This window comes from Winogradskyella litorisediminis (assembly GCF_042675765.1).
GTDB lineage: Bacteria > Bacteroidota > Bacteroidia > Flavobacteriales > Flavobacteriaceae > Winogradskyella > Winogradskyella litorisediminis.
On sequence record NZ_JBHTJL010000011.1, the window covers coordinates 80,633 to 95,099 of the forward strand.

15 protein-coding genes are annotated in these 14,467 nt (G+C 34.1%); 4 read left to right on the plus strand and 11 right to left on the minus strand.

Annotated elements, in window-relative coordinates; all coding sequences use genetic code 11:
* Positions 1 to 2: 2 nt before the first annotated feature.
* The 11 genes from ACFQ1Q_RS09420 to recF form a co-directional block, all read right to left on the minus strand.
* Positions 3 to 1,409: a tetratricopeptide repeat protein gene (locus ACFQ1Q_RS09420; RefSeq protein ID WP_386130425.1), complete on the minus strand. Its 1,407-nt coding sequence runs from the start codon at positions 1,407 to 1,409 to the stop codon at positions 3 to 5.
* Between the two features lie 155 nt (positions 1,410 to 1,564).
* Positions 1,565 to 2,743, minus strand: a complete 1,179-nt coding sequence (locus ACFQ1Q_RS09425) for an aspartate aminotransferase family protein (protein WP_386130428.1) — start codon at positions 2,741 to 2,743, stop codon at positions 1,565 to 1,567.
* 1 nt (position 2,744) lies between these two features.
* Positions 2,745 to 4,514 carry an OstA-like protein gene (locus tag ACFQ1Q_RS09430; RefSeq protein ID WP_386130430.1) on the minus strand — a complete coding sequence of 590 codons (1,770 nt, stop codon included), beginning with the start codon at positions 4,512 to 4,514 and terminating at the stop codon, positions 2,745 to 2,747.
* A gap of 88 nt (positions 4,515 to 4,602) precedes the next feature.
* Positions 4,603 to 5,877 (minus strand): adenylosuccinate synthase, encoded by a 1,275-nt coding sequence (locus tag ACFQ1Q_RS09435; RefSeq protein WP_386130433.1) that lies wholly within the window; start codon positions 5,875 to 5,877, stop codon positions 4,603 to 4,605.
* Between the two features lie 6 nt (positions 5,878 to 5,883).
* Positions 5,884 to 6,342: a Fur family transcriptional regulator gene (locus ACFQ1Q_RS09440; protein ID WP_386130435.1), complete on the minus strand. Its 459-nt coding sequence runs from the start codon at positions 6,340 to 6,342 to the stop codon at positions 5,884 to 5,886.
* A gap of 101 nt (positions 6,343 to 6,443) precedes the next feature.
* Entirely contained in the window at positions 6,444 to 8,654 is a 2,211-nt protein-coding gene (locus ACFQ1Q_RS09445) for a RelA/SpoT family protein (RefSeq protein ID WP_386130438.1), read from the minus strand.
* Positions 8,655 to 8,759: 105 nt separating this feature from the next.
* On the minus strand, positions 8,760 to 9,287 hold the full coding sequence (locus tag ACFQ1Q_RS09450) for a CIA30 family protein (protein ID WP_386130440.1): 528 nt from the start codon (positions 9,285 to 9,287) through the stop codon (positions 8,760 to 8,762).
* An 81-nt stretch (positions 9,288 to 9,368) separates the two neighbouring features.
* Complete coding sequence (locus ACFQ1Q_RS09455; protein ID WP_386130443.1) at positions 9,369 to 9,665, minus strand: DUF721 domain-containing protein; 297 nt, start codon at positions 9,663 to 9,665, stop codon at positions 9,369 to 9,371.
* Between the two features lie 98 nt (positions 9,666 to 9,763).
* Positions 9,764 to 10,447: a T9SS type A sorting domain-containing protein gene (locus tag ACFQ1Q_RS09460; protein WP_386130446.1), complete on the minus strand. Its 684-nt coding sequence runs from the start codon at positions 10,445 to 10,447 to the stop codon at positions 9,764 to 9,766.
* A 191-nt stretch (positions 10,448 to 10,638) separates the two neighbouring features.
* Complete coding sequence (locus tag ACFQ1Q_RS09465; RefSeq protein WP_386130449.1) at positions 10,639 to 11,061, minus strand: hypothetical protein; 423 nt, start codon at positions 11,059 to 11,061, stop codon at positions 10,639 to 10,641.
* A gap of 74 nt (positions 11,062 to 11,135) precedes the next feature.
* Entirely contained in the window at positions 11,136 to 12,215 is a 1,080-nt protein-coding gene (gene recF, locus ACFQ1Q_RS09470; protein ID WP_386130451.1) for a DNA replication/repair protein RecF, read from the minus strand.
* A gap of 137 nt (positions 12,216 to 12,352) precedes the next feature.
* On the opposite strand from recF, the gene ACFQ1Q_RS09475 reads away from it, so the two are divergent.
* The 4 genes from ACFQ1Q_RS09475 (at position 12,353) to ACFQ1Q_RS09490 (ending at position 14,462) form a co-directional block, all read left to right on the plus strand.
* Entirely contained in the window at positions 12,353 to 13,117 is a 765-nt protein-coding gene (locus ACFQ1Q_RS09475; protein WP_386130454.1) for a tetratricopeptide repeat protein, read from the plus strand.
* Between the two features lie 3 nt (positions 13,118 to 13,120).
* A complete protein-coding gene (gene ribH / locus ACFQ1Q_RS09480; protein WP_386130457.1) occupies positions 13,121 to 13,633 on the plus strand; it encodes a 6,7-dimethyl-8-ribityllumazine synthase in 513 nt (170 codons plus the stop codon).
* A 310-nt stretch (positions 13,634 to 13,943) separates the two neighbouring features.
* On the plus strand, positions 13,944 to 14,159 hold the full coding sequence (locus ACFQ1Q_RS09485) for a hypothetical protein (protein WP_386130460.1): 216 nt from the start codon (positions 13,944 to 13,946) through the stop codon (positions 14,157 to 14,159).
* A gap of 6 nt (positions 14,160 to 14,165) precedes the next feature.
* Positions 14,166 to 14,462, plus strand: coding sequence for a hypothetical protein (locus tag ACFQ1Q_RS09490; RefSeq protein WP_386130463.1), 297 nt, complete (start codon positions 14,166 to 14,168; stop codon positions 14,460 to 14,462).
* Positions 14,463 to 14,467: the final 5 nt, after the last annotated feature.

The following is a 14,467-nucleotide window of genomic DNA, read 5'->3' on the forward strand; positions in this document are numbered from 1 at the left end:
TTCTAGGATTTTTTTGAGGACGAAATTATAGCTTTAACCGTTGGTCTATTTAAGATATTTGGAAATAACTCATCTAAAATAAAATCGTAATCAATATTGAGGCGAAGGGCATTCTTTAAATGGTAACGTCCTTTTTCCTGTTCCCAAGTTTTAAAATATAAACCACCAAGTCGGTATTCAATCTCAGCAGATTCTGGATAAAATTCTATGGCTTGAAGCAAATTGTAAATAGCGGCTTCATATTCGCCTAATTTTATTAAAATATCAGTACGATTAATCCAAGTATCAATTTCGTAATTACCCAATTCAATAGTGCGTTTAAAACCTTCTTCGGCCTCTTCTAAAAAGTTTAAACGTAGGTTAATTTGAGCGTATAATTTCCAATACAACACATTATCACCGTCAATATTTACGGCTTTTTTAATGTAATGCAATGCTTTTTGGTAGTTTTGTTTTTTATTATAAAATTTAGTTATAGCAATCCAGCCTTTGTCTAAAAGAGGGTCTTCCTCAACCGTCTGATTAAAAAATTGCACCGCTAAATCATCATCACCTAATTTTTCGTAGCAATAGCCCATTCTTAGTAGGGCAAATGATGTTGGGTCTTCTAGAGCTAGAGTAATTTTATAATTTTCTATAGCTTCGTGATATTTTTTCTGCTTTTCTAGAACTTTTCCTTTCTCTAGATAAGCACCAACAAAAGTATCGTCTGAAATTATTGCAAAATCAAAAGCCGAATTGGCCCGTTCATATTCTTTTAAAGCAAAATATTGACGACCAAGTTGATGCCAAGCCACTTCGCAATATGGATTGATATCTAAGTATGCGTTTAAAAAATCGATTGCCTCTTGATTTTTATCTAAGAAGTCAAAACAATAAATAACATTGTGCAAAGCTGCATAGTCTGTAGGTTCAACCTCTAAACACTTCTGAAAATAAATTAATGCGTTTTCAAATTGTTCTAAAAACAAGTATTCCATCCCAATTAACCCATAAAGGTCACTTTCGCCTTCAGGAGATTCCGATAAGTCGAGAGCAATTAATAAAGCGCTTATCGCTTTTTGGTGCTCGTCTTGTTTGGAAAGTACGTTGGCTTTCTGGATATAGATTTCCTCATTATTAGGTTCTAAAAAATGAAGTTCTTCAAGTATATCATTAGCCTCGTCAAACTTGTTTTCTATGACTAGAATTTCAATTTTAAATAATCTAAGATTTATTGACGATGGATGCTGTTCTAAGCCAAGCTTAATCGCTTTTTTAGCTAGGGAAATTTTACCGTTTTCGAGATAATGATGAATGATATTTTCAAATTCGTCAGAGTCAAAAAACAATACATCGTTTGTTTTTAACATCGACTCAAACTTTGTGAGGGACATATTATTGTAATTTTCGTTTTGACTATACTCCATAGGCAGATGTAATATTCAACAAAACTAAATTACAGTTATCCTTTTCTGTTTGACGTTAAAATTGTTAATGTTTTTAACAAAGTAGTTAACAGTTGTTTTGATGATGTGATTTTGGTAAGTGCAATTTCTGTACCTAAATGAAAGAATTGAAATCTCTAAGCTAAACCGTCTAAAATATCCGTAATAATCTTGCAACCTTTTATAATTTCTTCTTCCGATATTGTTAATGGTGGTGTGATGCGAATGGCTTTAGGTTCAAATAATAACCAGAATAAAATTAAACCTCTGTCTTTAGCTTTTAGTATAACTTCTGAAGTAATTTCTGCGGAATCTGTCAAAGCTGCTAACATTAATCCAAGACCTCTAATTTCTTTTATTCTTGGATGCTTCAAATGTTTGCGAAATAATTTTTCTTTTTCCAGAGTTTGGAGTATCAGATTAGATTCAGTGATTTCTTTTAGCGTTGCTAAAGCAGCAGCTGCAATTACGGGATGACCGCCAAACGTGGTGATATGTCCTAATTTTGGTTTGTCCTTCAAGCTGCTCATCATTTCATTAGACGCTGTAAAAGCACCAATTGGCATGCCGCCGCCAAGTCCTTTTCCAGTCACAAGAATATCTGGCATACAATTGTAATTTTCAAAACCGAACAATTTTCCAGTACGACCAAAACCTGGCTGAATTTCATCTAAAATCAGTAATGCTCCAACTTCCGTGCAACGTTGTCTTACTTTTTTAAGATAATCATTCTTTGGTTCAATAAAACCTGCACCACCTTGAATGGTTTCTAAAACTACCGCTGCTGATTTTTTTGTAATGTTATTGAGGCAGAATTCACAATTAAAAGTAATATGTCTTACATCTGGGATTAAAGGCAGAAACGGACGTTTACGCTCTTGGTAATCCATTAAGCTTAATGCGCCCATTGTATTGCCATGGTAAGCGTTTTTTGCTGCAATAATTTCTGTTCTTCCTGTATAACGTCGCGCTAATTTAATGCTGCCATCTATAGCCTCGGTACCAGAATTGACTAGATATGTTGTGTCTAAAGATGCGGGCAAATGCTTGGCTAAAAGTCGGCTTAACTCTACAGCTGGTTGTTGAATATATTCGCCATAAACCATGACGTGCATGTATTTGTCAAGCTGATTTTTTATAGCGTCAACGACCTTTGGATGTCTATGTCCTAATGGAAGCGCCGAAACTCCGGCAACAAAATCGAGATGAGCATTGTTAGACCTATCGTAAATATAAGAACCTTCGGCATGACTTACTTCTACCGCTAACGGGTGTGGTGTAGTTTGCGCTTGATATTTAAAAAAATCATCTTGCATATTAGTTGCCAGATTTTTTCTTTTTTAGGTCAGGTTTTTTATCGACTTCTAGAGTTTTTTTCTCAGGAACGTTTCGTGCGGCTTTATTTTCCTTGGTTTTATCCTCTGGTTTTGCGTTATCGATACGCGTTCTTAATTCTTCGTCGAAAAAATCTTCGGGCGGTACGTAATCATCTAAACCTTTAATAATTGGCAGATTTAATGGTGGGTCGTCCTTAAATAAGTCTTCAACACTATTTGGACGTTCATCGCCACGCCAATCGAAACCACGTAGTCGATTCGCATTTTTTGGAAACATGGATTCTGGACTTAAGTCGCCGTCCACTTTATTAATTAATCGGATTTCTTCGATATCATTATCTGAAATTTTGATGTTAATACTTCCGGATTTTGACTTATTAATACCAATCAATTCTCCAGTATCATTCCGACTGTAAAAAATAACTTCAGCATTTTTTATAATATCTACGTTGTAGAGCTCATTTTCTTTAAATAAACCTATAAGTTCTTTTCCTTTGGTTTGGTTAAAGCCATCATCGCTTATGGTATCTTTACTAACTAAGAAGGCGTTGTAAAAAACTTTTAAAGAGTCCAGTTGTTTAGTTTCAACATTAGAAATGAGATGAATTGTATCGCCAGACATTTGGTTGTCTATATTCCACAATAAAGGTTTTCGCTTTATGGCAAAAGGGTCTTTAGAATTATACCGAGCCAGATTTATCATTTGTGTTAAACCCGTTTTATGGTCTGCGTGAATAGAATCTGCCTTACCAGCCAAATCCGTTTTATACAATTTGGCATTGTAAAACGCCCTTGTGATGCGGTGTTCTTCAGGTCCAGTTAACATCAAAGTATCACTGTGCAAATAGATAGAATCTTTTTCTTGAACAGAAATCGCCAATGCACGACCTGTAATGAATAGTGAGTCCTTAGCTTTCCACACTTCGGCATAATCGCCTTTGGCAATACTTTCGTTAATTGTGTCGGTTACCACAATATTATTTGTGGCTGAAGCAAAGTTGAGTTTACGGTCAAAATACATACTGTCACCTTTGACTTCGCGGTCGTCGTAATCTATTTTGGCATTACGCTCAAAATAACCAAAATCTTCTTGAGTGTCGTAAAAACCACGTTCGCAATAAATTTTATTGTTCTCGCCAGTTATGGTCGAAGGTCCAAAAATATAGGCGTGACCAGAATCGTTAAAAAAGTCAAGTCGTTTTGTTTTTAATGTGTATTCTGGATTGACAAGTACAACACTATCGACAAATTGATATTTTTTAGTCGGGATATAATATCTACCAATTTTACTGGTGATTGTTCCTGAAGAATCGCGTACAACTTTACCTGACGTATTGTAAAAGGCTTGTTGTTTTATACGGTCAAAATGTAGTTTGTCCGTAGTTAATGTAGTTTGGGGTTCTGTTAAAACTACGTTGCCGCGAGCAAAAGCTAATTCTGTTTTGCCACTATATTCCGTATAATTAGCCGTCATGGTTATAGTGTCACCTTGTATCATGCGGACGTTGCTAAACGCTTCAATGAAATCTTGCTTGCTATAATAAACAGCTTTGTCGCAGTAAAAGTCAATGCCTTTATGCACAAAATGCACTTGTTGTTGATTGTCTCTTAGAAATGTAGTAAATCCCTCTTTATTATTAGCGTCGCCTTTACCTGCATAAATAATTTTAAGCTTTTCTTTTTTTTGAGAAAAGCCTGTAGTTGCGAAGGTGCAGCAAAAGAGGAGTAAGATTAATTTAAGTAATTTCAAAATTTTGATTTATTGACTATTAACCGATTTACTTTTGCTTTCGTATGAGCTAATCTTTTTTTTAACAGAAATACAACATTACGGATGCCTATTTCCTCACAATCGTTTGCTTTCTATCTGGACCTACAGAAACAATAGTGATAGGAATATTTAATTCTTTTTCTAAAAATTCAACATAACCATTTAAGGCATCTGGTAATTGAGAAGCTTCGGTCATTCCTGTTAAATCTGCAGCCCAACCTTTCAATTCGGTATAAATAGGAGTGACGTTTTCGGCTTCAATATTATAAGGTAAGTGCTTAATAATTTCGCCTTTATATTTATAAGCTGTGCATACTTTTAGGGTTTTAAATCCTGAAAGTACGTCGCCTTTCATCATAATTAATTCAGTCACTCCGTTAACTTGACAAGCATAACGTAATGCTACTAAATCTAACCAACCACATCGTCTTGGACGACCTGTAGTTGCACCAAATTCTTGACCAACACGACCCATGGTTTCGCCATCTTCATCAAATAATTCCGTAGGAAATGGTCCGGAACCAACACGTGTTGTATAAGCTTTAAATATTCCAAAGACTTTACCAATTTGATTTGGAGCTACACCTAATCCTGTACAAGCACCAGCGGCAGTTGTGTTAGATGAAGTTACAAATGGATACGTCCCAAAATCTATGTCTAATAAAGAGCCTTGAGCACCTTCAGCTAAAATAGACTTTTTTGCAGTTTGTGCTTGGTGTATATATTCTTCAGAATCAATGAAGGTTAATGATTTTAAAACATCAACCGCAGCAAAAAATTCATTCTCAAGTTCTTTTAAATCGTATTGAATATCTACATTGTAGAAATCAATCATGGCTTGATGTTTATCGGCAAGCGTTCTGTATTTGTCTTTCCAATCTGCCAATTCAATATCACCAACTCGAATACCGTTTCTTCCAGTTTTATCCATGTATGTTGGTCCAATTCCTTTTAAAGTCGAACCAATTTTTGCTTTTCCTTTTGCCGTTTCGCTGGCTGCATCTAACAAGCGATGCGTTGGCAAGATGATATGTGCTTTACGAGAAATTAAAAGTGTTTTTTTATAATCAACACCTTGCTCGTCTAGTTTATCTAATTCTTTCTTAAAAATAACAGGATCAATGACAACACCGTTACCAACTAAATTCACAGTATCTTCATGAAAAATCCCAGAAGGTATTGTATGCAATACATGTTTTCTGCCGTTAAATACAAGTGTGTGACCTGCATTTGGTCCACCTTGAAAACGTGCAATAATATCGTATTTAGAGGTGAAAACATCGACAATTTTTCCTTTGCCTTCGTCGCCCCATTGTAATCCTAGTAGTAAATCTACTGCCATTGTATGTTATTTTGTAGTGTTGTTTTTTCGGTTGCCATAAAAGTAAAGCGAATGGTTATTGATTTCAATATCAAAAACTTCTTCTATGGTTTTTTTTATAGATTGAATTCGCGGGTCGCAAAATTCTATAACTTCTCCGGTATCTGTAAGAATAACGTGATCGTGTTGTTTATCAAAATAAGACTTTTCATAATGCGCTTGGTTTTGTCCAAACTGATGTTTACGCACTAAGGCACAATCCAAAAGTAATTCTATGGTATTGTAAAGTGTTGCACGACTAACGCGATAGTTTTTATTTTTCATTTTGATGTATAAAGATTCTATATCAAAATGTTCTTCACTATCGTAAATTTCTTGAAGTATGGCGTAGCGTTCAGGTGTTTTTCTGTGGCCTTTTTCTTCTAAGAAATTGGTAAACACACGTTTTACAATTTCCTGATTACTTTCTTCTGTTTTTGCACTCATATTTACCGCGACAATTCGGGAGTAAATTTAAACAAAATTGTAGCAAGTTAGTCCAAAATTAAACCTAAAATAAAAAAGAAATGAACAAGTTTTCAAGGGTTTTAAACGCGCGTCACTTTATCTATACCATTGATTTTTTTGAGATTATCAATGAGTTTTTTTAGCATGGTTTTATTTTTAACAACAACGGTTATTTTACCTGTAAAAATACCATCATCACTAGAAAAATTAAGACTTTTCATGTTAACGTGCATATTTGCCGAGATAACTCTAGTAACATCATTAACCAATCCTAAATCATCTAAACCAGATAATAAAATTTGTGACGTATATTCTTGTTGAGACGAGTCTTTCCATTTAGCTTGCATGATTCTGTAAGCGTAATTAGATTGAAGACTAACCGCATTAGGGCAATTTTTTTTATGCACTTTAATGCCATCATTTATGGTCAAAAATCCGAATACAGAATCACCGGGAATTGGGTTGCAACATTGTGCCAATGTGTAATCTAATTTTTCTTCCTCTTTACCAAACACCAGCATATCGTATTTAGAGGTGATTTCATCTTTGTCGATATCTGCAGGTGCTGTCGGCTTTCTAGTTATTTTACTCTTAAAGTAATTGACTAATGCGTTACTACGAGAGGAAGCATAACCTTTAAGCATGGTATTATCAATAGTGCCTAAGCCTACACGGTAAAATAAATCTTGAGACGTATTTAGCTTAAAATGATTCACCATTTCATTGACCGAATTTTCATTCAGGGTAATTTTAAGCTGTTTTAATTTACGGCGTAAAATTTCTTTTCCTTCTTCAGCAACCTCTTTTTTACCTGCGTTTAATGCTGTTTTTATTTTGCTTCGTGCACGTGCTGTTGTGGCATAATCTAACCAGTTGGTATTAGGTTTTGCATTTTCTGAGGTTAAAATTTCTACACGATCGCCACTTACCAATTCATGACTAAGCGGTACTAATTTTCCGTTGACTTTGGCACCACGTGTTTTCATGCCAACTTCGGTATGTATGCTGAATGCAAAATCGAGTGGCGTTGCACCTTTAGGTAAAGATTTTAAATCACCTTTTGGTGAAAAGACAAATATTTCTTTGCTGTAAAGATTGAGTTTAAATTGCTCCACAAAATCTACAGCATTAGTATCATCACTTTCTAAGGTTTCTTGTAATCGGTTTATCCAAAGGTCGAGACTATCTTCCTTTTCGTTTTCGTTTTTATATTTGTAGTGTGCGGCATAGCCTTTTTCGGCAATTTCGTTCATGCGTTCACTACGAATTTGCACTTCTACCCAACGGCTTTTTGGCCCAACAACGGTAATGTGCAAAGCTTCGTATCCTGTAGATTTTGGTGATGAAATCCAATCTCTAAGTCGAATAGGATTCGGTGTAAAATGGTCTGTTACGATAGAATATATTTTCCAAGCCAAAAACTTTTCGTCTTTAAGGTCTGATTTATAGATAATTCGCACCGCGAACTTATCATAAACTTCGTCAAAACTTACGCCTTGTTTTACCATTTTTCGGCGAATACTAAAAATGGATTTTGTGCGACCTTTTATTTCATATTGTAGATTTTCAGCATTGAGCGAATCTTCTATAACCTTGTTAAAATCTTTAATATAGGCTTGTTGCTCTTCTTTACTGTCTTCAATCTTGCTTAAAATGTTGTTATAAACGTTAGGCTGTGTGTATTTTAAACCTAAATCTTCGAGTTCGGTTTTGATATTATAAAGTCCTATTCTGTGAGCCAAAGGCGCATAAATGTATAACGTTTCCGAAGCAATTTTCACTTGCTTATCTGGTCGCATGCTGTCCATGGTTTGCATATTGTGCAAACGGTCTGCAATTTTTATAATGATGACGCGAATATCATCGTTGAGCGTTAAGAGCATTTTTCTGAAATTCTCCGCTTGTAGAGACACATCCATATCTTTTTTAAGCGAGGAAATTTTGGTGAGTCCATCCACAATTCGTGCAACGGTTTCGCCAAAGAGGCGTTCCATATCGGCAATAGTATAGTTTGGATTATCCTCAACCACATCATGAAGTAGGGCAGCAGCAATACTCGTGGCGTCTAAGCCAATTTCTTGGGCTACAATTTTAGCGACTGCAATTGGGTGAAAAATGTAAGCTTCGCCAGACTTTCGGCGTTGTTCTTTGTGCGCATCAACGGCAACCTCAAACGCATGACGAATTAATTTCTTATCGTCAGTCGTGAGCGTTTGGTAACTTACTTTGAGTAGTTCCTTGTACGCCTTTGCAATGGCTGCATTTTCTTGTTCTATTGCCGCTTCAGTCATATAACTAAAATACTAAGACCAATTGTAATACGCAATAGAATATTGTAGGAATTTTGGTTGAATAATTTTTGGAATTTAGATTTTTGATATTGGCGCTTAATAGATTTATTCTAGCTCAATTTTATCTATCAATAAGCTGAAACTTTGTGGTTTTTTGTTTCCAATTAAAAAAGCAATTTCTTCCATTGTGTTTCCGTTATAATTAGGTTGATTAAGTTGACGACCACGAAATGCTGGTTTCATTTGGTTAAATGGAATTGAAATAATTTCCCATTTACCAGAAGTTTGAAATTCATAAATGTAAGAATAGCGCTGATTGTCGTTGCTTTTAACTCTAAATTGATAAGACTTTCCGTCGCCTTTTAAGTATATTTTAAAAGTTGAATATTTTGAAGCATCAACTGTTTCAAAATTATATCTAACCGAAGAAAAACCACCATTATTTTCTAAAGACACATCGCCAGAAAATTCAGCATGGCCATCTTCATTTAATTTAAAATTTCCATCGGAACGTCCGCCCATAACCACATCATCTACAACACGCCAATTACTAATATTGCTTTCAGAATTAAAGTCGAATAAAATCATAGTCGGAATTGTTAACAGAATTAAAAAGAATAAGGCGTACTTCATCATCGTAAGTTTGAATTACGAAGATAAATTGAAACTAAATCTTTAATTGACTGCTTAGCAAAAATTTATGATTGTTATAAATTAGCGTAAAACTAATTTTGTAATCACTTCTTTTCCAATCGCTTCATTAAGCATAGCGATAATTTTTTCTTTTCCGTAACTTAATTCCTCACGTAAAACGCTTGAGCTTAGCTGCACATAAAGAATGTCGCGTTTTAATTCTATGGCAGTTGTGTAGTTATTAACGCCATTACCCATTAGGTTTATCCAAGCTTCGCGCACGTTGACTTTATCTAAACCAGATTGTAAATTATTGGTAGAGACAAACTCTTTGAGTACGTCTTGAATGGTTTGATTTTCGTTATTGCGTTTTGCCATAATATTGCTGCGAAAGCGGTAAACATATTGTTTTATTTCTTCGATTCTGAATACTATAGAATTATTAGAAATATTGAACGTCAAATGTAAATACAAAATTATTCCTTTACAATCTTTTTAAAAGTTGAACCATTTTCGGTATAAAATTTAACCAGGTATATACCAGAATTGAGAAATTCTAAATTCAAATTATCGAATGCTTTATTTTCAGTGTGAATCATTTTTCCGTTTAAAGAATAGATTTCGATTTTATTTAAAGCTGTATTACTTTTAATGTGAATAATATCTTTTACAGGATTTGGATAAACTGATATTTTACGTTCTAGAAAGGCGTTAGTACTTAGTACATAATTGGTAAAGTCAGCTCCGCCAAAAATTGGTGTGTCAAGAGCAAGTGTCATCCCATTTGCATCAGTACCAACATTGTAAAAAGCAGCTAAATCTAGAGTGTCTCTATAACTCGCTTCAAAATTATTTAGGTTAGCGTTTCCGCAATCATTTGTAGTTGTTGAATAAGATTGAATGCTCATTGTTCCATTTGGCAGAAATTCAAAAACACCACTAAATGTATTACAAGCTGCGACTCCAGTAAAACTACCATCATTTGAAATTGTCAAGGTTGGAGTTATTGGAGGATTGATGTTTGAAACTGTATATTCTGGTGAGCCATCACTACTTTGACAAAAATTTAAATACCAAGTTTGGTATAAATCTGAAGATTGTGCTTCTAAATTGAGACCAAAGCCACAAAATATAAATAGAAGTAGTGAAATTTTTTTCATGCTGATTTAATTGATATCTTGAATTTAATCAAAAAGAATTATAAAGACTTATGATACTCCATTTGTTTTTTTAAGTTCAAGCGACAGTCGAGAACTCTTTAGTGATTCAAGTTTCAATTACATCTCGACTAACGCTCGATATTGAAATTGGTATTTCGATATTGTAATTTGTTTTTTTATTTAAAAAAATCTTACTCCAAATCCAATTCTAATGGTTTATAACGTCTGTAAATATAAACGGTTTCACGATCGTTAAGCACTTTCATGTTATTTTCTTCTGCCATGAGAATTGTTTCTTTCCAGTTGGCAAAAGGCGTTTTGTAATAAAAGTTTAAGCTATCATTTTCAATTTTTACAGTGATACCTTCGGCATCGTCAGACGTTATGTATTTTGAATTAAACCCAGGTTTTAGTTTCTTTCTAAAACCCTTCAAACTATCATTAATATTTATGTAATCAATCGTTTCGTTGTATTTGTAGCTTTTTTTTGAGCCATCAGTAAAAATCACTTGGTCAATTTCCCAATAGCCGTTTACGTGTTCGAGATGACTTTCTGGATTTGTAGAACAAGAAAGGATTGATATAAAAAATAATAACGCGAGAATTTTTTTCATGAATCAAATTTAAGATTTTTTCGGTCACCAAGCGAAGTCGAGGTAACTTTCAGATAACAACTAAACAACTTCTTTTACAATTTAATTATCTTATAACTTTGGTGTATCTGCTTTACTACATTTTCAGTACGTTCGGCATGTGTATCGCTAATAAATATTTGTCCAAAATAATCATTATCGACCAAATTAATAATTTGTGCCACACGGTTTTCATCTAACTTATCAAAAATATCATCTAAAAGTAAAATTGGGGGCACGCCACTTTGCGTTTTTATAAAATCGAATTGCGCTAACTTTAATGCAATTAAAAAGGATTTTTGCTGACCTTGGCTTCCAAATTTTTTTATGGGATATTCGTCAATTTCAAATACCAAATCATCTTTATGAATTCCTACGCTTGTATATGTTAACGCACGGTCTTTGGCTAAGCTGTTTTTTAAAAGTATTGCTAAATCACTATCAAACAAATCACTTTTATAACTTAGATTTACCGTTTCGGAGCTATTGCTAATACTTGCGTAACGTTCTTTAAAAATCGGTATAAAAGTCTCGATGAATGCTTGTCGTTTTTCAAAAACAGGCTCGCCAAACGTTTTTAGCTGTTCGTTGTAGACCTCTAATGTATCAGAATTGTAGGTATTGTTAGCAGAAAAATATTTCAGCAACGCATTACGCTGAGACAACACTTTGTTGTAATTGATTAGGTCAGATAAATAGTTTTTATCACTTTGCGAAATAACACTGTCCATAAACTTCCGACGAATGTCACTACCTTCACTAATTAAATCCCTATCAGCTGGCGAAATAATAACTAGCGGAATAAAACCAATATGCGAACTGAATTTTTCATAAGCTTTCGCATTGCGTTTTATAACTTTTTTCTGTCCTTTTTTAAGCGAAACCACTATTTTTTCGTCGCGTTCGTTTTTTTCAAAATGGCCATCGATTACAAAAAAGTTTTCGCCATGTTTAATATTTTGAGACGCCACAGGGTTGAAATAACTTTTGCCAAATGCCAAGTGATACACGGCATCTAAAGCATTGGTTTTACCTATACCATTTGCGCCAACAAAACAGTTAATTTTTGTATCAAACTCAAATGAAGAACTTTCAAAATTCTTATAATTCAATAATGAGAGTTTCTTTAAAAACATAAAAGGCAGTGTAATCGAGGTGTTTGAGCGATTTTTTTTAGAAAATTTACAAAGCGAAATTATTGAAAAATAACAAATAAATAGGCTTTTATATACCAATAAAAATTTTATTTTTGCCAACGCACAAAAAAGAAATTATGGCAACATATAAGAAAAGAGGATATAAACCTAAAACTCAAAAAGAGAAGGTTGAGCATATTGAAGAAGAATCTACAACAGCTGAGGTGTTTAATACCTTAGACGAGTCGGCTTCAAAAACCGAAGAATGGGTTGTTAAGAATCAAAAATGGATTTTTGTGGTTATCGCTGTTGTGGCTTTAGCTATTCTTGGAACTATAGGTTACGAAAAACTTATTGCAGAGCCAAAGGCAGAAGATGCAATGAATGAGATGACAGTTGCACAAGGTTACTTTGACGAGGCCTTAACGTCAACATCAAAAGATTCTTTATTTACATTGGCACTTGAAGGTGGTGAAGGTAAATTTGGGATGTTAGATATTATTGACGAATACGGCGGAACTCCAGCAGGAAATTTAGCAAATTATTACGCTGGTACAGCATATTTAAACATGAATAAATATGACGAAGCTATTAAATATCTAAGCGACTTTAAAAGCGATGATATTATGCTATCTCCAATTGCAAAAGGTGGAATTGGCGATGCATTTGTGCAATTAAATCAGCCAAAAGATGCTTTAGAGTATTACGAAAAAGCAATCAACGATAACACTAATGATTTTACGACGCCTCTTTATTTAAAGAAAGCTGCAATAGTCGCGATGGGTCTTGGCGAAAATCAAAAAGCATTAGATTATTTAACACGCATTAAAACAGAATTCCCAACTTCTGAAGATGCTAAAGACGTTGATATATTAATCGGAAAAGCAGAAGCAAGCTTATAGCATATGGCAACCGAAAATAAAAATTTATCTAATTACGATAAAGCTACAATCCCAAACGCGAAAGATTTTCGGTTTGGGATTGTTGTTTCAGAATGGAATGATACTATTACTGAAGGTCTTTATAATGGCGCCATTGCTGCACTTCAAGATTGTGGAGCGTTAGAGGAAAACATCACCAGATGGAATGTCCCAGGAAGCTACGAACTTATTTACGGTTGCAAAAAAATGCAATTGCAAAATGTAGATGTCGTGATTGCAATTGGTTCTGTAATACAAGGCGAAACCAAACATTTTGATTTTGTTTGTGATGGCGTAACGCAAGGCATAAAGGATTTAAATGTTCAAAATGATACGCCAGTTATTTTCTGTGTTCTTACAGATAATAACATGCAACAATCTATTGACCGTTCTGGCGGAAAACATGGTAACAAAGGCACAGAAGCTGCTATTGCAGCAATTAAAATGGCAGAGCTTCGAAGAAATGCTTCAAAACGAAGTGGAAGTATTGGGTATTAGAATTTGAAGACGAAGATGAACTCCAACTCGAATTCGAATATGAAACTGAATGTCATTTCGAGCGGCAGTCGAGAAACTTAATTACAGAGTATTTAAATCACATAGTTTAAGATTTTTATAAAAGCATGATTAAATGGGTCTTTGCGTTCGACATGACTCAAATGCAATTACACACAAATCTATTTTCTAGCATCTAATATCTTTCATCTCTTAATTCTGGCATCCTTTTTGTTAACAATTTTTAGTAATTGCTTTAGCTATTTTCCTAGTATTTTCAGTATTTTTGAAAGGAATCTTAGCATAACTAAAAGTGTTTAATCAAAAGCCAAATAGGAAGTTTAATTATAAAACACGCTTTTCGGAATCTCAACGTGGTGAATCTGATAAGGAGTTAAAAGCCAAATGGGCAGAACTTCGAGGAAATACCAAACGAAAAGGAAATTTTTTAACTTCACTGCCCGCATTGATTATCTTTTTAGTAGCAGTTTTTGTATTAATCTATATTCTTAATGGATATATAAAATGATGAATTATGGGACCGATAAAATTTAAGTTGTACAAAGGATTGCCAAAGAACAAAAGATTCAACTATACTCCAAGATATTATAAAGGCAAACAAGAAATAGACGAGCAAGAGTTTCCAACAAAGTTTGACGCGTATGCAGAAACTTTAAATAAAAATGATTTTTCTGGTCAGTGGCACGAAACACGACTTAATCAGAGAAACAGAGGTAATTCTGGATTCAATAAAACGATTTATATTTTAATCCTCGTCTTCACTTTTATCGCGCTTTACATCTTGGATTTTGACCTTTCAATTTTCTATTAGAGCAA

Bases quoted from the DNA above. Each gene is read 5' to 3' on its own strand.
- ACFQ1Q_RS09475 (WP_386130454.1), top strand. From the start codon at position 12,353: ATGGCAACATATAAGAAAAGAGGATATAAACCTAAAACTCAAAAAGAG.
- ACFQ1Q_RS09440 (WP_386130435.1), bottom strand. From the start codon at position 6,342: ATGAGTGCAAAAACAGAAGAAAGTAATCAGGAAATTGTAAAACGTGTG.
- ACFQ1Q_RS09435 (WP_386130433.1), bottom strand. From the start codon at position 5,877: ATGGCAGTAGATTTACTACTAGGATTACAATGGGGCGACGAAGGCAAA.
- ACFQ1Q_RS09490 (WP_386130463.1), top strand. From the start codon at position 14,166: ATGGGACCGATAAAATTTAAGTTGTACAAAGGATTGCCAAAGAACAAA.
- ACFQ1Q_RS09445 (WP_386130438.1), bottom strand. From the start codon at position 8,654: ATGACTGAAGCGGCAATAGAACAAGAAAATGCAGCCATTGCAAAGGCG.
- ribH (WP_386130457.1), top strand. From the start codon at position 13,121: ATGGCAACCGAAAATAAAAATTTATCTAATTACGATAAAGCTACAATC.
- recF (WP_386130451.1), bottom strand. From the start codon at position 12,215: ATGTTTTTAAAGAAACTCTCATTATTGAATTATAAGAATTTTGAAAGT.
- ACFQ1Q_RS09460 (WP_386130446.1), bottom strand. From the start codon at position 10,447: ATGAAAAAAATTTCACTACTTCTATTTATATTTTGTGGCTTTGGTCTC.
- ACFQ1Q_RS09455 (WP_386130443.1), bottom strand. From the start codon at position 9,665: ATGGCAAAACGCAATAACGAAAATCAAACCATTCAAGACGTACTCAAA.
- ACFQ1Q_RS09450 (WP_386130440.1), bottom strand. From the start codon at position 9,287: ATGAAGTACGCCTTATTCTTTTTAATTCTGTTAACAATTCCGACTATG.
- ACFQ1Q_RS09465 (WP_386130449.1), bottom strand. From the start codon at position 11,061: ATGAAAAAAATTCTCGCGTTATTATTTTTTATATCAATCCTTTCTTGT.
- ACFQ1Q_RS09420 (WP_386130425.1), bottom strand. From the start codon at position 1,409: ATGGAGTATAGTCAAAACGAAAATTACAATAATATGTCCCTCACAAAG.
- ACFQ1Q_RS09425 (WP_386130428.1), bottom strand. From the start codon at position 2,743: ATGCAAGATGATTTTTTTAAATATCAAGCGCAAACTACACCACACCCG.